Below are 19,122 nucleotides of genomic sequence, written 5' to 3'. Positions count from 1 at the left end.
AAAAAAGCCCCGACCGGTAGCGGATCGGGGCTATTGCGTTTCGCCTCAGCTTTGATCAAAAATTCAGCGCGACGCCGACGTTGATGGCATTTGTGATCAACGGAAAGGACATCGTGCCGCCGCCTTCCAGCTCTGCTTCGTTCTTGGAATAGGTGAACTGGTATTCGGTAAAGACGGCCCAGCGATCGGTCAGATCATATTTCACACCGGCGATGGCTTTGGCGGCGGGGCCGGTGACTTGGTAGCCGTAGGTTTTCTCGCCATTGGCAAAGACATCTACATGCGGGATCGCAAGGCCGATGCCTGCGCCGACATAGGGGGTTATGAACTTCCACTGGTCCGGCCAACGTTTCATCACATTGGCCGTAAGAATGTTATGGCCATCGGTGAATTCGAGCCGCGAGAACCCCGCGGGCATTTCCGATTGCGGCGCATAGGCTTTGGTATGGGTCAACTCGACGCCAAAGCCGAGGTTATTGGGCTTCCACCACATCGCGCGCAAACCGTAGTAGGGCGGGGGAGAGAAGCTTTTGCCCTCCCATCCGATGAGCGCGCTATAGGGCGCGCCGGTTCCAGGCGCGGTGCCCTCAACGCGGCTGTGCGGCGAGGACTGGCTTCCGCCATAAAAGCTCAATTCGATCTCGGCGCTCGCGGGCGCGGCAAGGCCGAGCGCGACAAAACCAGCCGTTACAGCGATGTTAAGTGATTTGACCATATTGAGCTTCCATTCATGGCAGGCGACGCCTTCAGATATAGATGTGATATACCCTTCGGCAACGGGCCTCAAGCGCGACACAAACGCGCCCCCTTGGTTTTAGGCGCACCTTTGTCTGGACGTGGGCGAAAAGCCCCGCTAAATACCGCCACGGATAGGCAGCAGGATTCCTGCGGCCCGAAACCGCATAGGCCGCAAGCAGGCCGAAGAATGGAGTAAGCTCGTGTCCCACGCAGAAGATCACGAAGGCACCCGCAGAGATTTCCTCTACTACGCAACGGCTGGCGCCGGTGCTGTAGCGACTGGTGCAGCCGTCTGGCCCTTGGTCAACCAAATGAACCCCTCCGCCGATGTAAAGGCCTTGGCGTCGATCCGCGTCGATGTCTCCGATGTTGAAGTGGGCACACAATTGACCGTGAAATGGCTCGGCAAGCCGGTGTTCTTCCGCCGCCGCACCGAAGAAGAGATTGCAGAAGGCCGCGCCGTCGAACTGGGCCAGTTGATCGATAAAACCGCCCAGAACCCCAACAAGGACGAGGTCGTTCCCGCAACGGACGAGAACCGCACCTTGGACGAGGCGGGCCAATGGCTGGTGATGATCGGCGTTTGCACCCACCTTGGCTGCGTTCCGATCGGTGATGGCGCTGGTGAATTCGGCGGCTGGTTCTGCCCCTGCCACGGGTCGCACTACGACACGGCTGGCCGTATCCGCAAAGGTCCTGCTCCGGAGAACCTGCACATCCCCGTCGCGGCCTTTGTCGACGACACCACGATCAAATTGGGTTAAGGACGCGTATCATGGCTGGAATTCCGCACGATCACTACGAGCCCAAAACGGGCGCTGAAAAATGGCTTCATTCGCGCTTGCCCATCGTGGGCATGCTCTATGACACCATCATGATCCCCACACCCAAGAACCTGAACTGGATGTGGATCTGGGGCATCATCTTGACCTTCTGCCTTGCGCTGCAAATCATCACCGGCATCGTGCTGGTCATGCATTACACGCCGCATGTCGACCTTGCCTTTGCATCGGTCGAGCACATCATGCGCGACGTGAACGGCGGGCATTTCCTGCGCTACCTGCACGGTAACGGCGCATCGCTGTTCTTTATTGCGGTCTATCTGCACATCTTCCGTGGTCTCTACTACGGCTCCTACAAGGCGCCGCGCGAAATCACATGGGTGATCGGCATGATCATCTACCTGTTGATGATGGCGACGGCCTTTATGGGCTATGTGTTGCCGTGGGGCCAAATGTCCTTCTGGGGCGCGACCGTGATCACCGGCCTGTTCGGCGCGATCCCGTTCATCGGCGAGCCTTTGCAAACATGGCTCTTGGGCGGACCGGCGGTGGACAATGCCACGCTGAACCGTTTCTTCTCGCTGCACTATCTCTTGCCCTTCGTGATTGCCGCGCTTGTTGCGGTCCACATCTGGGCCTTCCACACCACGGGCAACAACAACCCCACAGGTGTTGAAGTGCGCCGCGGCTCGAAAGAAGAGGCCCAAAAGGACACGGTTCCCTTCTGGCCCTACTTCGTGATCAAGGATCTCTTCGCTCTGGCGGTGATCTTGACGGTGTTCTTTGCCATTGTCGGGTTCATGCCCAACTACCTTGGCCACCCCGATAACTACATCGAAGCGAACGCTCTGGCGACGCCTGCGCATATCGTGCCGGAATGGTATTTCCTGCCCTTCTACGCGATCTTGCGCGCCTTCACCGCCGATGTTTGGGTGGTGCAGCTGGTGTCCTTTGTCACCGGCGGTATCGTCGATGCGAAGTTCTTCGGCGTTCTGGCCATGTTCGGCGCGATTGCCGTGATGGCTCTGGCGCCTTGGCTGGACACGTCCTCGGTGCGTTCGGGCCGTTACCGCCCGATGTTCAAATGGTGGTTCGCGCTTCTGGCAATCGACTTTGTGGTGCTGACATGGGTGGGCGCGATGCCGACCGATGGCATCTACCCCTATATCTCGCTTCTGGGCGCGACCTATTGGTTCGGCTACTTCCTCGTGCTGCTCCCGCTGTTGGGCGTGATCGAGAAACCGCTCACACCGCCAGCGACGATTGAAGACGACTTCAACGCGCATTACGAAAAACCGGCTGAATAAGAGGACATGGGACAAATGTTTAAGAAACTCGCGATTACCGCAGTTGCCGCCCTGACCTTTGGGGCTGGCGCCGCCACTGGCGCCGGAGACACCGGCCATAAATTGCACGATGTGGACTTCTCTTTTGAAGGCCCCTTCGGCACCTATGACCAGAACCAGCTTCAGCGCGGCCTCAAGGTCTACACCGAAGTTTGTTCGGCCTGCCACGGTCTCAAATTCGTTCCGCTGCGCACGCTCGGCGACGAAGGCGGGCCGCACCTGCCCGAAGAGCAGGTCATTGCCTACTCGCAAAACTTCTCGGTGGTCGACAAGGAAACCGGCGAAGACCGCGAAGCCAAGCCGAGCGATCACTTCCCTGCCTCCGCTTTGGAAAACGCGCCGGATCTGTCGCTTATGGCGAAGGCCCGCGCCGGATTTCACGGCCCCTATGGCACCGGTTTGAACCAGCTCTTCAAAGGCATCGGCGGACCCGAGTATATCGTCGCCATCCTCACCAGCTACACCGGTGAGGAAAAAGAAGAAGCAGGCACGACCTACTATGAGAACACCGCCTTCCCTGGCGGCTGGATCGCAATGGCGCCGCCGCTCGCGGGCGAAGACGTGGACTTCGACGATGGTCACAGCAACTCGCTGCACCACGAAGCCGAAGACGTCGCCGCCTTCTTCATGTGGACCGCCGAGCCCAAAATGATGGCGCGCAAGCACGCGGGCTTTGTTGGCGTGATCTTCCTGACGCTCTTGTCGGTCTTGCTCTATCTGACCAACAAAAAGCTCTGGGCCAAGGTCAAAGGCCCGAAGAAAAAGCACTAAGCCGCTTTGGGATAAACACGATCAAGCCCCGCCCTCACATTGAGGCGCGGGGCTTTTTCTTGGCCGCCGCGTCCTATGGCATTCCGCGCCGCGATCCTCGCCAGATCCGTCCGCTCCGCCCAAGGCGGGCGGCGGCGCGTCAACCCAAATAGGCCCTCAAGGCGGGCGGCGGATCGGCCAGTAGCGCGCCGGTGTCCTGCGGCGGCAGGGCGCGCCCCTCTGCCACCAAAACTGCCTGCGGGCATAGGCGCATCGCGTCCGAGGGGTCGTGGCTGACCATCAGCACGGTCGCGCCTTGGCTATCGGCCATATCCGCCACCAGATCGAGCATCTCCGCCTTGAGCGCGGGGCCAAGCGCCGCAAACGGCTCGTCCAGAAGGACCAGCGGGTTTTGCTGCACCAAGACCCGCGCAATCGCCACACGGCCCTGTTGCCCGCCCGATAGCTGCGCAGGCTTGCGGGTGCCGTAGCCGTGAAGGCCGACCTGCTCCAACGCGTGATCCACCCGCGCGTGTTGATCGGCTGAGAGCCGCAAATCGGGGCGCAGGCCAAGACCGATGTTTTGCGCCGCCGTCAGATGCGGGAACAGATTGTGATCTTGAAACAGCATCGACACCATGCGCGCGGCGGGGGCGGCGCGCGTGATATCGCGCCCCTGCCAGACCACCCGCCCCGCCGCCGCAGGCACGAATCCCGCGATACAGCCCAATAGCGTCGATTTTCCGGCCCCCGACGGGCCGATCACCGCAGCGCGCGCGCCTTGAGCGATACTCAAATCCGCGTCCAGCGCGAAATCCCCGCGCCGGATGGCCAATGCCTCAAGCGTCAACATCGCGCCGCCCCCTTTGATCGAATATCCAAAACAGCGAGAGGCTGAGCGTCAGCAAGATCAGCCCTGCCCCCGCTGCGGCCTGCATTTGATAGGCCCCCATCAAACGGTAAATCTGCAGCGGCAGCGTCGCCCATTGCGGATCGGCAAAAAGCACCACAACGCCCAAATCCCCCATCGCCAAGGCCGCCGTCAGCCCCGCACCAAAGGCCAAAGCGCCGCGCGCGCGCGGCACGATCAACAGCCGCAGCCGCGCCGCGCCGGTCAGGTCCAAATGATCGGCCAGCGGGCCAAAATCAGCCTCGGCTTTGCGCACGGCGGGGGCAATCACCCGCACAGCAAAGGGCAAGGCCATCAGCGCATTCACCGCCACCGTCACCGGCAAGGCAAGACGGGCGGGCGCGATCAGCGGGTTGATCAAGATGAAAAGCCCGGTGCCGACCACCAAGGGCGATATCGCCACGCCCAAAAGCCCGATGCTGCGCGCCCCGCGCCACCGCGCCGTGCTAAGCCCGAGGGCAAGCGCAAGGGTCAAGACCGTCGCCAGCAGCGCAATGATGAGCGAATGAAGGCTGGCCTCGGCGATCAATCGCCACACCGGCGCAGTGATCTCGCCCATGCCCGCCAGACCGCGCAGAACCACCATTGCCAAAGGTCCGGCCACAAACAGCGCCGCCACAGCCAAAGCCAAGGCATCGCCCCAGCGCTGCGCCGCCCCATCCGCGTCAAAGCGGGTCACGACGGCGTCCATACCGCGCCCGAAACCGTCCGCGCGCGACAGACGCGCCGCAAGCAGCGCCGCGAGCCCGACAAGGCACAGCTGCGCCAATCCCAGCGCCGCCGCGCGGGCAAGGTCGAAATCAAGGGTGAAGGCTTGATAGATCGCCAGTTCAAGCGTCGTGGCGCGCGGCCCGCCGCCCAAGGTCAGGGCCACGGCAAAGCTCGACAGGCAGATCGCAAAAACGATCAGCGCAGCGCCAGACAAGTAGGCGCGCAGCATCGCCGCCTCGATGCGCCAGAAGACATCGCGCGGACGAAACCCCAAAGAGGCGGCAAGGCGAAAATGTTCGGCGGGCACGGATTGCCAGCCTTGCAAAAGGATGCGCGTGGCCAGCGGCAGGTTGAAAAACACATGGGCCAAAACCACGCCATGCAAGCCGTAGATTTGAACCGTCGGCAGGCCCAGCGCGCCAAGAGCGGAGTTGAGAACACCGCTGCGCCCGAAGATCGCCAAAAGGCCCAGAATCGCAACAATCACCGGCAAGATGAACGGCGCGCCCAAAATCGTAATCAGCGCCCCGCGCCCGCGAAACCGCCGCCGCGCCAAGGCGCGGGCGACCGGAATGGCAAGGGCCACCGAGAAAAGCGCCGAAAGCGCCGCCTGCGCCACAGTAAAGCGCAGCGCCGCAAGATCGCTGGCGGCGATGCGCGCGCCCGTTTCGGCGCGCCACGCGACGGCGGCCAGAGGGGCGAGGATCAAGGCGGCGACAAAAACGGCCGCCGCGATCCCCGCCCATCCTTTTGGCATCTGCTGCGCTATTGCGACAGGGCCGCGAGCCATTCGGCCAAGGCCTCCTCGCGGATCTGCGGCGCATCGGCAAGCGGCACCATCAGGGCCTTGTCAGGGGAGATAAGCGTCTCGAAACCTTTGGGCAGGCCCTGCGCTGGGGTGACCGCCGGATACATCCAGTTGGTCGTCGAAATCACACCTTGGAACGCATCGGTCAGCATGAATGCGAGGAATTTATCCGCCAGTTCCGGCACATCGCTATTGGCCAGTTTTGCGGCGACCTCGACCTGCAGGTAATGGCCTTCGGTGAAGGGGGCTGCCGCTTTGCTGGCATCCTCTTCGGCGATCAGGTGATAGGCGGGCGATGTGGTATAGCTGAGCACCATGTCAGCCTCGCCCGCGAGGAACAATCCATAGGCCTCGGACCAGCCTTTGGTGACGGTGACGATATTGTCCGAAAGCCCCTCCCAAATGGCGGGGGCCTCGTCGCCATAGACCGATTTCACCCACATCAACAGACCCAAACCCGGCGTGGACGAGCGCGGGTCTTGGATCACCACTTTCAAATCGGACGCGCCAAGCGCCTTGAAATCGCTGGGCGCGTCGAGGTCCGCGTTTTTCACAAAGGCAAAATAGCCCCAATCGAAGGGCACGAATGTATCGTCCTCCCATGCGATGGGCAGGGCATAATCGGCCCGCGCCGTGGTGGGGGCAAAAAGGCCGGTCTCGCGCGCGGCGGCGACAAGGTTGTTATCAAGGCCGAGGACCACATCGGCCTCGGTGCGCGCGCCTTCGAGCTTGAGGCGCGCCAAGACAGATGCGCCATCGCCTGCGGCCACGAATTGCAGATCGCAATCACATGTCGCTTCGAACGCGGCTTCTACCGCAGGACCAGGGCCCCATTCGGTGTCAAAGCTGTCGTAAGTATAGATCGTCAAAATGGGCGTTTCGGCCAGCGCGCTGCTGGCTGCGAAAAGTCCCGTGGCAAGTGCAAGATACTTCATGGCATCCTCCTATATGCGACGGGCGGAACGGGCGCGTGGAGCATGTCCAAACCTTCCCTCCGCCGGTCTTAACCGGTTCAGGTTCAACGGGTTCGCAAAATCGCATCTCAGCTGCGTACAAGCACGCAGCACCCCGAGGTAAGGCGGAACCTAGGCGCGGCGCGGCGCGGTGGCAAGGGGTGATCTGCCCGACTGCCGCGCCGCGCGCTTTGGCTTAGTGAGGTTTGGCGTATTGAGCCAGTTCGGCCTCGGCCGCCTCGTCAATGTCCAGATCATCGAGGGTCATCACCCCCGCATCGGGGTCGTTGAAGATCGCCATATCGACCTTGCCCTCGCTTTTGGCGACAATCGAGGTGACCACGGCATCGCCCGTGATATTCACCGCCGTGCGGATCATATCCATCAAACGGTCCACGCCGAGGATCAAGGCAATGCCCTCGATGGGAAGGCCGACCTGCCCGAGCACCATAGTCAGCATCACCAGACCCACACCAGGCACGCCCGCCGTCCCGATCGAGGCCAGAACCGCCATGGCAATCACGGTGATATACCCACCAAGCCCCAGATCAATGCCGTAGACATTGGCCAAAAACACCGTGGCGACGCCTTGCATGATCGCGGTGCCGTCCATGTTGATCGTCGCGCCGAAAGGCACGCAGAACGAGCCGACAGAGTTGTTCACGCCGATGCGCTCGGTCACGCAGCGCAAGGTCACGGGGATCGTTGCGTTGCTCGAGGCAGTGGAGAAGGCGAAAATCTGTGCGGGGCGGATTTTGCGCATGAAGGTGATGGGGTTGAGGCCCGACATCAATTTGAGCATGATCATCAGCGTCACGAAGAGATGCGCAAAAAGCGCCAGAACCAGCGTGACGACATAGGCCAGAACGGGGATGAACAATTCGATGCCCTGCTCGGTAAAGGTCTTGGCGATCAGGCAGAACACACCAATGGGCGCAAAGGCCATAACGATGCCGACGACCTTCATCATCACCTCGTTCATATATTCGCTGGCCTCGACAAAGCCTTTGGATTTCGCGCCAAGCATCAAGACCGCCACGCCCAAAATCACCGTGTAAAAGATGATTTGGAGCATCTCGCCATTGGCAAAAGCGGCGACCGGATTGGTCGGCACAATGGCGGCAAACACGTCCCAAACCGTCGGCGCCTCGCGGCCTGTGACACCCGAGGTATCGACCCCGTCCATGACAAACCCTTTGCCCGGCCCGATGAGGGATGCGAGCAAGATCGCCACCGCAATCGCAATCGCCGTTGTGGTCAGATAGAGCGCAAAGCTCTTGCCGCCGACACGGCCCAGAATGCGGATATCGCCGATCCCCGTCACGCCGCAGATCAGCGAGAAGAACACCAAAGGCACCACCAGCATTTTCAAGGCGTTAACGAACATCTTGCCGATCATGGCGAAAAGCCCGCCGACAATATGCGTGTTGATGAAGTCCGACCCGATCTTGTTGAAGATCACGCCAAGGATCAGCCCGCCAACCATGGCCAGCATGATTTGCGTCGTCAGGGACATTTTCGACGGCTTGCCGCCCGATGCCCCGCTTTGCGTTGCGCTTGTCATTGTCATTCCTTCCTGTTGCTTATGGTCCAAGTTTTGCACGCTTTGCGAGAAACACAAAATTTTCGCACGCTCGGCGCGAATTCACGCGGAAGATTGCCTCTGACTTGAGCAGTTGATAGAGCAGGCAAAAGAAATCGGGAGCCGCTCATGTCGCTTAATACATTCGGACATCTTTTCCGCGTCACGACCTGGGGCGAAAGCCACGGGCCAGCTTTGGGCGCGACGGTCGATGGCTGCCCTCCGGGTGTGGCGGTGGATGCGGGCATGATCCAAGCGTTCCTCGACAAACGCAAACCCGGCACCAGCAAATACACCACACAGCGGCGCGAGGCCGATGAGGTGGAAATCCTGTCCGGCGTCTTCGAAGGGCAAACCACCGGAACGCCGGTGCAATTGATGATCCGCAACACCGACCAGCGCTCGAAAGATTACGGCGACATCGCCGAAAAATTCCGCCCCGGCCATGCGGATATCACCTATTGGCAAAAATACGGCATCCGCGATTATCGCGGCGGCGGGCGCTCTTCGGCGCGCGAGACGGCGGCGCGTGTGGCGGCGGGCGGATTGGCGCGGGCGGCGCTCAAAACATTTTTGCCCGACTTGGACATCACCGGCTATCTGACCCAGATCGGCCCGCATAAAATCGACCGCGAGCGGTTCGATTGGGACGAGATCGGCAACAATGTCTTTTGGTCGCCCGATGCGGTCGCCGCCGGTGAGTGGGCCGACTACATGGACGCCCTGCGCAAAAGCGGCAATTCCGTCGGCGCGGCCATCGAGGTCGTGGCGCGCGGCGTGCCTGCGGGGCTTGGCGCGCCGGTTTACGGCAAGATCGACACCGATCTGGCCGCCGCGATGATGAGCATCAATGCCGTCAAGGGCGTGGAAATCGGCGAAGGTATGGCGGCGGCAGAACTGACCGGCGAAGAGAATGCCGACGAGATCTTCATGGGCAATGATGGCAAGCCGGTCTATTCCTCCAACCATGCGGGCGGGATTTTGGGCGGGATTTCCACCGGTCAGGATCTGGTCGTGCGCTTTGCGGTCAAACCGACCTCCTCGATCCTCAAGACCCGCCAGACCATCACCAAATCCGGCCAAGCCGCCGAGATCATCACCAAGGGCCGCCATGATCCCTGTGTCGGCATCCGCGCCGTGCCCGTGGCCGAGGCGATGATGGCCTGTGTGATCCTCGACCATATCTTGCTTCACCGCGGCCAGATCGGCGGCGCCGTTGGCGAGACCCGCGGCAAAATCGGCTGAGCGGTTGGGCAGCATCCTCGCCATTACCGCGCCGATTTTTGCGCTGATCGGGCTTGGCTATGCCAGCGTCTATTTCAAAGGCTTCACCAGCGCGGAAATGCGCGTCTTTGGCCGCTATGTGATCAACATCGCTTTGCCCGCGCTGCTGTTCAACGCCGTGGCGCAGCGCGATTTCTCCGAGGTCATGGACAGCGGCTATATGCTCACCGTGATCCTCGCGGGGGTGATGACCATGGGCGCGGTCTACGGCTGGTTCGCGCTTCAAGGCACCGGCCCTGCGCGCCGCGCCATCGGGGCGATGGGGGCCACGGTGCCCAACACCGGCTATATCGGCTATCCGGTGCTTTTGCTGGTGTTTCCCGATCTGGCGGGCGCGGTATTGGCGATGAATATGGTGGTCGAGAATTTCCTGATCATCCCGACCGCCCTGATCTTGCTTGAACTGTCACGCCCGCGCGAAAAAGGCGGCATGATGCGATTGATCCGCGAACTGGCGCTGACCCTGTTGCGGCGGCCTTTGATCATCGGTTTGACCTTGGGCATGGTTGTCTCGCTCATGGGGGTGCCGGTGCCCGAAGCCTTGGTGCGGCTCATGGGGCTGATCGCCGCCTCTGCCGCGCCGATTGCTCTGTTTGTGATTGGCGGCACATTGGTCGGCCTGCCCACCAAGGGCAACCGCGCCATGGCGGCGCAAATCGCAGGAGCAAAACTGTTGCTGCATCCTGCCTTGACGGTTCTGGCCATGGCGCTTTTGGCCTATGGCGGCCTGCCCGCCCCGCAGGGCGATTTTGCCACTGCGGCGATCTTGTCTGCGGCGATCCCGATGTTCAGCATCTTTACCGTATTGTCGCAAGAATACGGTCATGAGGGGCTGGCCTCCCTGACCCTGCTTTTTGCGACCACGGCGGCGTTTTTCACGCTCTCTGCGCTGCTTTACATTTTGGTCTGAGCGGCGGGGCGCTGTTTGGACAGTTGCACGGCCAAAATGCCTGCTGCGATAATCGCGACGCCCAACACATCGCGCGGCCCGATGCTTTCGTCGATGATGATGGCCGCGATGGCGACGCCAAAGAACGGGTTGAGGAAATGGAAGGTCGCCGCCTTGGTCGCGCCGATCATGCCCACCAAGGTGAACCAGACCCATGTCGCCGCCAGACCCGGAACCAGCGTCGTATAGACAAAGGCAATGATCAACGGCGCGGTCCACGTCACGGCGAGCGTTTCGGTGGCGGCAGAGACCACCGCAAGGCAGGCCGCGCCCACCAGCATCTGCAGGCCGACGATCATCATCACATTGCCGCCCGAAGAGGCCCCGCGCACCGACAAGGTCGCCACCGTCAGCGCCACGGAGCCGATCAAGCATAGGGTCAACCCGTAAGGGTCCACGCCCGCGTCCAGCCGCGCGCCCATGATCAGCCCAACGCCGATCACCCCCGCAATCAAGCCGACGATCCCCATCAGTGGCAGCTTGTCACGAAACACCACCCATCCGGCAAAGGCCACCATGAGCGGCATGGTCGAGGCGATGATGGAGGCCAGCGACGCCTCGATGGTTTGCATCGCGACAAAATTCAGCCCGAGGTAAAGCGCGTTCTGGCAGATGCCGAAAATCACCGTGGCACGCCATTGCGCGCGCGTCAGGCGAAAGCTTTGGCCCAGCGCCAAGGCAATCGCCACCCCCAACAGACCCGAGACCAGAAACCGCAAGGACAAGGACGCCAGAGGCGGCGCATAGGCGACGATCACCCGCGCCGAGGTAAAGGCCGAGGACCACATCAAGGCAAAGGCCAGCCCCATCAAGATTGCGCGCAGGTTCATGGTCTCTCCAATGGGCTATTGGTTTGGGCGCCCGAATGCAAAAGGGCCGCCCCTCGGGCGACCCTTTCGAAAACTTGGCAAAGATGCAAGCTTAGCCGTTGACGCTGTCTTTGAGCGCTTTGGCGATGGTCATTTTCACGACCTTGTCGGCTTCTTTCTTGATCTGCTCGCCGGTGGCGGGGTTGCGCACCATGCGCTCGGGGCGCTCGCGGCAGTAGATTTTGCCAACGCCGGGCAGGGTCACTGCGCCGCCGGCGGAAACTTCTTTGGTGATGATTGCAACGATCGCGTCGAGCGCACCGCTTGCGGACTTCTTATCGCTGCCCATTTCTTCGGCCAGAGCGGCAACAAGCTGGGTTTTGGTCATTGGTTTCGACATTTGGTAGTCTCCTTCACTTGCCCGATCTATGGGGCCTCACTGGCGGTATATAACCTTATGTTGCGTATCTACACAACGAATTGTGGTGTGAAACAAGAGAAAATAACGCATTTAGGGCATCTTTACCCTAGGTCAAAGGAAGGCTGTCTCGTCAAAAGAGCGCAATTTGCGGCTGTGGATGCGTTCGAGCGGCATTTCGCGCAAACTCTCCATCGCGCGAATCCCGATCATCAAATGCCGAGACACTTGTGTTTTATAGAAATCCGACGCCATTCCAGGCAGTTTCAACTCGCCATGCAGCGGCTTGTCGGAGACGCAAAGCAGCGTGCCGTAGGGCACCCGAAAGCGGAACCCGTTTGCGGCAATCGTCGCGCTTTCCATGTCCAGCGCCACGGCGCGCGACTGGCTCAAACGCTGCACCGGCCCCGAATGATCGCGCAACTCCCAATTGCGATTGTCGAGGCTGGCCACCGTGCCCGTGCGCATCACGCGCTTGAGGTCATAGCCCTCAAGCCGCGTCTCATGGGCCACGGCGGTTTCCAAGGCGATCTGGATTTCTGCCAAAGCGGGGATCGGCACCCAAACCGGCAGATCGTCATCAAGCACTTTGTCCTCGCGAAGGTAGGCATGCGCGAGCACGAAATCACCAAGGCTTTGCGAATTGCGCAGCCCCGCGCAGTGGCCGACCATCACCCAAGCATGCGGGCGCAAAACGGCGATATGGTCGGTGGCGGTTTTGGCATTGGACGGGCCGACCCCGATATTGACCAAAGTGATCCCCGAGCCGTCGCGGCGTTTGAGGTGATAGGCCGGCATTTGCGGCATTTTCATCGTCGGCGGGATCGGCGCCTCGGCATCGGTGATCTCGACATCGCCGGTGCTGACGAAACTGGTATATCCGCTATCAGGATCGGCCAGAACCTTGCGCGCATAGGCCTCGAATTCCGAGACGTAGAATTGGTAGTTGGTAAATAGCACGTGGTTTTGGAAATGCGCCGGGTCGGTGGCGGTATAATGCGACAGCCGCGCTAAGGAATAATCCACCCGCTGCGCGGTAAAGGGCGCCAAGGCTCCCGGTTCGCCCTCGGCGGGGACATAGGTGCCGTTGACGATATCGTCGTTGGTTGTGGTCAGATCGGGCACATCAAACACATCGCGCAGGGTGAATTCCGCCGCGCCCTCTTGCGGCACGTTCAGCCCGCCGGTTCCCGCCACGGCAAAATGCACCGGCATCGGCGTGTTCGAGGGCCCGATCTCGACCGGCACTTGGTGGTTTTCGAGCAAGAGACCGATTTGCTGTTCGAGATAGGATTTGAACAAATCCGGCCGCGTGATCGTCGCCGCATGGGTGCCGGGGACCGAGACATGGCCAAAGCTCAGGCGGCTGTCGATCTGGGCAAAGCTGCGCGTGGTGATCGACACCTGCGGATAAAAGGCGCGGATGCGGGCCTTGGGGTGGCCGCTCTCCATCGCCTCTTTGAAATGGCGGCACAGGAACGAGGTCGCCTCGCCGTAGAGCGCGATGAGATGCGCCACAGCCGCCCTTGCATCGGTAAAGCTTTGCGGTGCGCTGGCCTCGGGTGTGAGGATCGGCAAGCCTTGTAATTCGTCGTTCATCCGCGCGTCCTTTGGGTCGAAGTGCCCGATTATTCCGATGTGACCATCAGGTCGGTCAACTCGAACCGTGTGACATCCACAAGGCCCAGGTCGGAAATCCTCAGCTCCGGTATCACCACCAGCGCCAAGAGGGAATGCTGCATATAGGCGTTGTTGAGCGTGCAGCCGCAAGCGCGCATCGCCTCCATCATCGCGCCCGCTTTGGCGGCGACCTCGGCGGCGGGGGCGTCCGACATCAGCCCCGCGATGGGCAATTCGACAAGCGCGATCTCGGCCCCGTCTTTCCATATGGTGATGCCGCCGCCAACCTCGGCCAAACGGTTCGCCGCCGCGGCCATCATGGCGCGATCCGTGCCCACGACGATCATATGGTGGCTGTCATGGGCGACGGTGCTGGCCATGGCCATGGGGCCACGGTAACCAAAGCCCGACACAAAGCCGTTCACCACCGCCCCCGTGGCGCGGTGGCGCTCGACCAGAGCGATCTGGCAAATGTCTTGCGCGCCGTCCATTTCGACGCGGGCTTCGGAGACCTTGAGCTCGGCGGTGAGTGCCTTGGTCGGGGCCTGATTTTCCACCACGCCGATGACGCGGGCGGTGACGTGGTTGGCCCCCTCGGGGGCGGGAATGTCGAAATCCGTATCGCTCAGCGCATGGCCCAGATGCACGGTTTGCCGCGCCGCCTCGGGCCACGCGTAATGCGGGCATTCGGCAAGGCACACCCCGTCTTTGGCCACGGTTTGCCCGCGCGCGATCACCTGCTCGATCGGCAGGGTTTTCAGATCGGAGGTCAGGATCATATCCGCCCGCCGCCCCGGCGCGATGGAGCCGATCTCGCGCTCAAGCCCGAAATGCGTGGCGGTGTTGATCGTCGCCATTTGCAGCGCGACAAGCGGATCACAGCCGCAGTCAATCGCATGGCGCACCACGCGGTTCATATGGCCGTCCTCGACCAATGTGCCCGAATGGCAATCATCCGTGCACAAGATGAACCCGCGCGGATCGAGACCCTTTTCGGTGATCGCCGTGATCTGCGTTTCAACGTCATACCACGCCGATCCGAGCCGCATCATCGCGCGCATGCCTTGGCGGGTGCGGGCGATGGCGTCGGCCTCGCAGGTGCCTTCGTGATCATCCGCAGGACCGCCCGCGACATAGGCGTGAAAGGCAGGACCAAGATCGGGCGAGGCATAATGCCCGCCCACGGTCTTGCCCGCACGCTGGGTGGCGGCGATCTCGGCCAGCATCTTGGGATCGCCGTTCACCACACCCGGAAAGTTCATCATCTCGCCAAGACCGATGATCCCCGGCCATGCCATCGCCTCGGCGACGTCTTCGGGGGTGATCTCTTGCCCCGTTGTCTCCAAACCGGGGGCAGAGGGGGCGCAGGAGGGCATTTGCGTGAAAATATTCACGGGCTGCATCAACGCTTCGTCATGCATCATCCGCACGCCATCCAGCCCCAGAACATTGGCGATCTCATGGGGGTCGGTGAACATCGATGTGGTGCCATGAGGGATCACAGCGCGGGCAAATTCGGCGGGGATCAACATGCCGCTTTCGATATGCATATGCGCATCGCAAAGACCGGGGATCATATAGCGCCCCTTGGCCTCGATGATCTGTGTATCGGGCCCGATGCAATGGCTGGCGTCCGGCCCGCAATAGGCAAAGCGGCCGCCTGCAATGGCGATGTCCATATCATCCAGCACCTCGCGGGTGTGGACATTGACCCACCGTCCGCCTTTCACAACGGTATCGGCAGGCGCGCGCCCTGCGGCAACGGCGACGAGGGTGGGGGCGATATCGGCCCAGCTTGGAAATTTGATGCTCATGACAAAACCTTTCCTGTATTCACGCGCGGGTGCAAGGGCGAACCCGCGCATCGGGCCGCCAATCGGGGATTTGCGCCCATCGCGCGGGCGCTGCGGCCTGCTGTTGGCGTGGCGGCCTCTTGCCTTGGCGGCGCAGCTCGGCCAAGACTGCGCCCATGAGCAACACGACTATTCCGACGGATAAAACCCTCTTCTCCTATGGCCACGGTTACAGCGCGCGGGCTTTGGCGCGGCGGCTGGCGCCGCAGGGCTGGACCATTTTCGGCACCACCCGCAGCGCCGATAAACTCGGCGCGCTTGAGGGCGAAGGCATCACGCCGCTTTTGATCGGGCGCGACGATCTTGGCCCTGCGCTCGCACGCGCCAGCCATCTTATGATCTCGGCCGGACCGGACGCCGAGGGCGATCCGTTTTTGCGCAGCCACCGCGCCGAAATAGCCGCCCGCGCGCCGCATCTGGCATGGGCGGGGTATCTTTCGACCACGGGGGTTTATGGCGATCACGCGGGCGGATGGGTGGATGAGAACACGCCGCTTTGCCCTTCAACGCGGCGCGGCAAATGGCGCGTTGCCGCCGAGCGCGATTGGCAATCCATACCCGATCTGCCGCTGCATATCTTTCGCCTTGCGGGCATCTACGGCCCCACGCGCGGCCCCTTTGCCAAAGTGCGCGGCGGCACCGCGCGGCGGATCATCAAGCAAGGGCAGGTTTTCAGCCGCATCCATGTCGAGGATATCGCGCAGGTTCTCGAAGCCTCGATCAACCGCCCCCGCGCGGGCGCGGTCTATAACCTATGCGACAACGACCCTGCCCCGCCGCAAGATGTCATCGGTTACGCGGCTGAATTGCTGGGCCTGCCCCTGCCCCCCGCCGAGGATTTCGACCGCGCCGAGATGACCCCGATGGCGCGCAGCTTTTATGCCGAATCCAAACGGGTGCGGAACAATTTGATCCAAGAGGAGTTGGGTGTAGAATTGCTCTACCCCACTTACCGAGACGGGCTGCGCGCCCTACTTGATGCAGAAGACGGGGGCACAATGCCGTAACCGGCAGCAATGAAGGAGCGGCCCATGGACCGCGCGCCACAAGACAGCACCGACGCGCTGCGCAGCCTGAGCGAGATTTTGGATGCTGTGCAAGCGGCGGCAAAGGACGGGCGCGCCTCGGTCGAGGATATATTGACCCAAGTGGGCGACCATTCCTTCTCGCCGATCATCCTTGTGCCGGCGCTGATCCTTGTCTCGCCGCTGTCGGGGATTTTTGGCCTGCCCACGATCGGGGCGCTGTTCATCTTCCTGATCACGGTGCAAAAGCTGGTTGGCCGCCCGCATGTGTGGTTGCCCAAGGTCATCAAACGGCGCAGCGTTGCAGCAGAACGCTTGGATCGCGCCATCGCGTGGCTTCGCCCGATTTGCGCATGGATCGACGCGCGTATGGCGATCCGGCTCACTTGGTTGGTGACACGCGGCGCCAATGTGGCGACCTTGCTGACGATCATCGCCATCACGATGGTGATCCCGATGCTCGAAATCCTGCCCTTCATCACCTCGGTTCTGGCCACGGCCATCGCCTTTTTCGCCATCGGGCTTTTGGCCCGCGACGGGGTGTTTATCGTGCTGGGCTATATTTGGGTCAGCGCCAGTTCCGGCATGGCTTATTGGCTGATCGCGTGAAACCCGTCAGGCGCGGGTGCCGGATTGACCCGCGATCTGCGCCACGCCCAGCACCTCTAGAACCTTGGCTTCGATATCCGCCGCCGAAAGCGCGGCGGTGCGATACATATCCTCGGGCGAGGATTGATCGATGAAGATATCGGGCAAGACCATAGAGCGATATTTCAGCCCCTGATCAAACGCGCCCTGCTCGGCCAATAGCTGCGCGACATGGCTGCCGAACCCGCCAATCGCGCCCTCTTCGATAGTGATCAACGCCTCATGGGTTGCGGCCAGATCAAGGATCATCTCGCGGTCCAGAGGTTTGGCAAAACGCGCATCGGCAATGGTGGGCGTGATGCCGCGCGCGCCAAGCGCTTCGGCGGCTTTTTGCACCTCTGCCAGCCGCGTGCCAAAGGACAAAAGCGCCACGCGCCCGCCGGTCTGGATCATCCGGCCCTTGCCGATGTCGAGCGGTGTGCCGCGTTCGGGCAGTTCGACGCCGACCCCTTCGCCGCGCGGATAGCGAAAGGCAATCGGTCCCTCGTCATGCGCCGCCGCCGTGGCGACCATATGCATCAATTCGGCCTCATCCGCCGCCGCCATCACCACCATGCCTGGCAGATTGGCAAGAAAGGCTACGTCGAAGCTACCCGCGTGGGTCGCACCATCGGCGCCGACCAATCCGGCGCGGTCGATGGCAAAACGCACGGGCAGGCGCTGGATCGCGACGTCATGCACCACCTGATCGTAACCGCGCTGCAAGAACGTGGAATACATCGCGCAAAACGGCTTCATCCCGCCTGCGGCCAAGGCGGCGGTAAAGGTCACGCCGTGTTGCTCGGCAATGCCCACATCAAAACAGCGCGACGGGTAGCGTTCGGCAAAAAGCCCAAGCCCCGTGCCATCGGGCATCGCGGCGGTGACTGCGCAGATTTTCGGATCCTGCGCCGCCTCGGCCAAAAGCGCGCGCGAGAAGACCGACGTATAGGAGGGTGCGTTGGATTTTGCCTTGACCTGCTTGCCCGTCACCAGATCGAATTTCGCGGTGGCGTGGCCCTTGTCATCGGCGGCCTCTGCGGGGGCGTAGCCCTTGCCCTTGACGGTGTTGATATGGATGAGGATCGGGCCGGTGGCACGCTCCTTGACGGTGCGCAGCACGGGCAAAAGCTGTCCCATGTCATGCCCGTTGAGCGGGCCGATATAAGAAAAGCCCAAAGCCTCGAACAGGGTGCCGCCCACCGTCATGCCCTTGAGCATATCCTTCGCCCGCTTGGCGCCTTCGCGAAAGGGTGGCGGCAGCAAGGACACCGCACCTTTGGCGGCGGCTTTGAGCTCTTGGAACGGCTCGCCCGCGTAAAGCTTTGACAGGTAGGACGAGAGCGCCCCGACCGGCGGCGCGATCGACATCTCGTTGTCGTTGAGGATCACGATCAGCCGCTTGCCCAGATGGCCCGCGTTGTTCATCGCCTCAAAGGCCATGCCCGCCGACATCGCCCCGTCGCCGATCACCGCAATCGCATCGCCCGCGCCGCCCTCGCAGGCGCCGCCCAGATCGCGCGCCACGGCGAACCCCAAGGCGGCCGAGATCGAGGTCGAACTATGCGCCGCGCCAAAGGGGTCATAGGGGCTTTCGGAGCGTTTGGTGAAGCCCGAAAGCCCGTCCTTTTGGCGCAGGGTGCGGATACGGTCGCGGCGTCCGGTTAGGATTTTATGCGGATAGCTTTGGTGCGAGACGTCCCAGATGATCTTGTCCTTGGGCGCGTCGAAAATCGCATGCAGCGCCACGGTCAATTCGATCACGCCCAGCCCCGCGCCCAAATGCCCGCCGGTTTCGGAGACGGCCGAAATCGTCTCGGCCCGCAATTCGCCCGCCACTTGTTTGAGCTGCGCGTCCGAGAATTGTTTGAGATCCGCCGGAGAGGCGACCTTATCAAGAAGCGGTGTGTCAGGTCTGGTCATCGCATGGCCCTCCTTGGGGGGGCAAATTGGCACC

General features: G+C 61.8%; 17 protein-coding genes and 1 riboswitch. Of the genes, 7 read left to right on the top strand and 10 right to left on the bottom strand.

What is annotated here, in order from left to right; translation table 11 throughout:
* Window positions 1-55 precede the first annotated feature (55 nt).
* The gene (locus ABWV64_RS08850) at window positions 56-715 is read right to left on the bottom strand and encodes an outer membrane protein (RefSeq protein ID WP_353344159.1); all 660 of its coding nucleotides are present in this window, start codon (window positions 713-715) and stop codon (window positions 56-58) included.
* A 223-nt stretch (window positions 716-938) separates the two neighbouring features.
* On the opposite strand from ABWV64_RS08850, the gene petA reads away from it, so the two are divergent.
* The 3 genes from petA to ABWV64_RS08835 are packed head-to-tail and all read left to right on the top strand — an operon-like array spanning window position 939 to window position 3,637.
* Window positions 939-1,502 carry a ubiquinol-cytochrome c reductase iron-sulfur subunit gene (gene petA / locus ABWV64_RS08845; RefSeq protein ID WP_353344157.1) on the top strand — a complete coding sequence of 188 codons (564 nt, stop codon included), beginning with the start codon at window positions 939-941 and terminating at the stop codon, window positions 1,500-1,502.
* An 11-nt stretch (window positions 1,503-1,513) separates the two neighbouring features.
* A complete protein-coding gene (gene petB / locus ABWV64_RS08840) occupies window positions 1,514-2,827 on the top strand; it encodes a cytochrome b (RefSeq protein WP_353344155.1) in 1,314 nt (437 codons plus the stop codon).
* A 15-nt stretch (window positions 2,828-2,842) separates the two neighbouring features.
* Entirely contained in the window at window positions 2,843-3,637 is a 795-nt protein-coding gene (locus ABWV64_RS08835; RefSeq protein WP_353344153.1) for a cytochrome c1, read from the top strand.
* A gap of 139 nt (window positions 3,638-3,776) precedes the next feature.
* Here ABWV64_RS08835 and ABWV64_RS08830 read toward each other — a convergent pair whose 3' ends face one another.
* From ABWV64_RS08830 to ABWV64_RS08815, 4 genes are all read right to left on the bottom strand, one after another.
* Window positions 3,777-4,469 (bottom strand): thiamine ABC transporter ATP-binding protein, encoded by a 693-nt coding sequence (locus ABWV64_RS08830; RefSeq protein WP_353344151.1) that lies wholly within the window; start codon window positions 4,467-4,469, stop codon window positions 3,777-3,779.
* The gene (locus ABWV64_RS08825; protein ID WP_502902629.1) at window positions 4,456-6,027 is read right to left on the bottom strand and encodes an ABC transporter permease family protein; all 1,572 of its coding nucleotides are present in this window, start codon (window positions 6,025-6,027) and stop codon (window positions 4,456-4,458) included. The genes ABWV64_RS08830 and ABWV64_RS08825 overlap by 14 nt, the downstream gene beginning before the upstream one ends.
* Entirely contained in the window at window positions 6,003-6,980 is a 978-nt protein-coding gene (thiB, locus tag ABWV64_RS08820; RefSeq protein ID WP_353344147.1) for a thiamine ABC transporter substrate binding subunit, read from the bottom strand. Before thiB ends, ABWV64_RS08825 begins: the two co-directional genes overlap by 25 nt.
* A 37-nt stretch (window positions 6,981-7,017) precedes the next feature.
* Window positions 7,018-7,126, bottom strand: a riboswitch (TPP riboswitch).
* 68 nt (window positions 7,127-7,194) lie between these two features.
* Window positions 7,195-8,562 carry a dicarboxylate/amino acid:cation symporter gene (locus ABWV64_RS08815; RefSeq protein WP_353344145.1) on the bottom strand — a complete coding sequence of 456 codons (1,368 nt, stop codon included), beginning with the start codon at window positions 8,560-8,562 and terminating at the stop codon, window positions 7,195-7,197.
* A gap of 147 nt (window positions 8,563-8,709) precedes the next feature.
* On the opposite strand from ABWV64_RS08815, the gene aroC reads away from it, so the two are divergent.
* Entirely contained in the window at window positions 8,710-9,825 is a 1,116-nt protein-coding gene (gene aroC, locus ABWV64_RS08810) for a chorismate synthase (RefSeq protein ID WP_353344143.1), read from the top strand.
* Entirely contained in the window at window positions 9,797-10,774 is a 978-nt protein-coding gene (locus tag ABWV64_RS08805) for an AEC family transporter (RefSeq protein ID WP_353344141.1), read from the top strand. Before aroC ends, ABWV64_RS08805 begins: the two co-directional genes overlap by 29 nt.
* Here ABWV64_RS08805 and ABWV64_RS08800 read toward each other — a convergent pair.
* The 4 genes from ABWV64_RS08800 to ade all read right to left on the bottom strand — a co-directional run bounded on the left by ABWV64_RS08800 (window position 10,759) and on the right by ade (window position 15,474).
* The gene (locus tag ABWV64_RS08800; protein WP_353344139.1) at window positions 10,759-11,643 is read right to left on the bottom strand and encodes a DMT family transporter; all 885 of its coding nucleotides are present in this window, start codon (window positions 11,641-11,643) and stop codon (window positions 10,759-10,761) included. The two genes, ABWV64_RS08805 and ABWV64_RS08800, sit on opposite strands and share 16 nt — an antisense overlap.
* A gap of 91 nt (window positions 11,644-11,734) precedes the next feature.
* Window positions 11,735-12,022 carry an HU family DNA-binding protein gene (locus ABWV64_RS08795; protein WP_110795824.1) on the bottom strand — a complete coding sequence of 96 codons (288 nt, stop codon included), beginning with the start codon at window positions 12,020-12,022 and terminating at the stop codon, window positions 11,735-11,737.
* 132 nt (window positions 12,023-12,154) lie between these two features.
* The gene (locus ABWV64_RS08790; protein ID WP_353344137.1) at window positions 12,155-13,639 is read right to left on the bottom strand and encodes an AMP nucleosidase; all 1,485 of its coding nucleotides are present in this window, start codon (window positions 13,637-13,639) and stop codon (window positions 12,155-12,157) included.
* Window positions 13,640-13,668: 29 nt separating this feature from the next.
* On the bottom strand, window positions 13,669-15,474 hold the full coding sequence (ade, locus tag ABWV64_RS08785; protein ID WP_353344135.1) for an adenine deaminase: 1,806 nt from the start codon (window positions 15,472-15,474) through the stop codon (window positions 13,669-13,671).
* Between the two features lie 155 nt (window positions 15,475-15,629).
* Here ade and ABWV64_RS08780 point away from each other — a divergent pair, with 155 nt between their 5' ends.
* Together ABWV64_RS08780 and ABWV64_RS08775 are read left to right on the top strand one after the other, a co-directional pair.
* Entirely contained in the window at window positions 15,630-16,520 is an 891-nt protein-coding gene (locus ABWV64_RS08780) for an SDR family oxidoreductase (protein WP_353344133.1), read from the top strand.
* A 24-nt stretch (window positions 16,521-16,544) separates the two neighbouring features.
* A complete protein-coding gene (locus tag ABWV64_RS08775; protein ID WP_353344131.1) occupies window positions 16,545-17,147 on the top strand; it encodes an exopolysaccharide biosynthesis protein in 603 nt (200 codons plus the stop codon).
* Between the two features lie 6 nt (window positions 17,148-17,153).
* Here the strand turns inward: ABWV64_RS08775 and dxs are convergent, their stop codons facing one another.
* Window positions 17,154-19,088 (bottom strand): 1-deoxy-D-xylulose-5-phosphate synthase, encoded by a 1,935-nt coding sequence (gene dxs / locus ABWV64_RS08770; protein WP_353344129.1) that lies wholly within the window; start codon window positions 19,086-19,088, stop codon window positions 17,154-17,156.
* Window positions 19,089-19,122: the final 34 nt, after the last annotated feature.

This window comes from Litorivita sp. NS0012-18 (genome assembly GCF_040371945.1).
Lineage (GTDB): Bacteria > Pseudomonadota > Alphaproteobacteria > Rhodobacterales > Rhodobacteraceae > Litorivita.
Note: the sequence above shows the minus strand (reverse complement) of the source record. Positions and strands in the feature narration are given on the sequence as shown.

Bases quoted from the DNA above. Each gene is read 5' to 3' on its own strand.
- ABWV64_RS08830 (WP_353344151.1), bottom strand. From the start codon at position 4,469: ATGTTGACGCTTGAGGCATTGGCCATCCGGCGCGGGGATTTCGCGCTG.
- ade (WP_353344135.1), bottom strand. From the start codon at position 15,474: ATGAGCATCAAATTTCCAAGCTGGGCCGATATCGCCCCCACCCTCGTC.
- ABWV64_RS08795 (WP_110795824.1), bottom strand. From the start codon at position 12,022: ATGTCGAAACCAATGACCAAAACCCAGCTTGTTGCCGCTCTGGCCGAA.
- ABWV64_RS08850 (WP_353344159.1), bottom strand. From the start codon at position 715: ATGGTCAAATCACTTAACATCGCTGTAACGGCTGGTTTTGTCGCGCTC.
- thiB (WP_353344147.1), bottom strand. From the start codon at position 6,980: ATGAAGTATCTTGCACTTGCCACGGGACTTTTCGCAGCCAGCAGCGCG.
- ABWV64_RS08780 (WP_353344133.1), top strand. From the start codon at position 15,630: ATGAGCAACACGACTATTCCGACGGATAAAACCCTCTTCTCCTATGGC.
- dxs (WP_353344129.1), bottom strand. From the start codon at position 19,088: ATGACCAGACCTGACACACCGCTTCTTGATAAGGTCGCCTCTCCGGCG.
- ABWV64_RS08775 (WP_353344131.1), top strand. From the start codon at position 16,545: ATGGACCGCGCGCCACAAGACAGCACCGACGCGCTGCGCAGCCTGAGC.
- ABWV64_RS08825 (WP_502902629.1), bottom strand. From the start codon at position 6,027: ATGGCTCGCGGCCCTGTCGCAATAGCGCAGCAGATGCCAAAAGGATGG.
- ABWV64_RS08800 (WP_353344139.1), bottom strand. From the start codon at position 11,643: ATGAACCTGCGCGCAATCTTGATGGGGCTGGCCTTTGCCTTGATGTGG.
- ABWV64_RS08835 (WP_353344153.1), top strand. From the start codon at position 2,843: ATGTTTAAGAAACTCGCGATTACCGCAGTTGCCGCCCTGACCTTTGGG.
- aroC (WP_353344143.1), top strand. From the start codon at position 8,710: ATGTCGCTTAATACATTCGGACATCTTTTCCGCGTCACGACCTGGGGC.
- ABWV64_RS08790 (WP_353344137.1), bottom strand. From the start codon at position 13,639: ATGAACGACGAATTACAAGGCTTGCCGATCCTCACACCCGAGGCCAGC.
- petB (WP_353344155.1), top strand. From the start codon at position 1,514: ATGGCTGGAATTCCGCACGATCACTACGAGCCCAAAACGGGCGCTGAA.
- ABWV64_RS08815 (WP_353344145.1), bottom strand. From the start codon at position 8,562: ATGACAAGCGCAACGCAAAGCGGGGCATCGGGCGGCAAGCCGTCGAAA.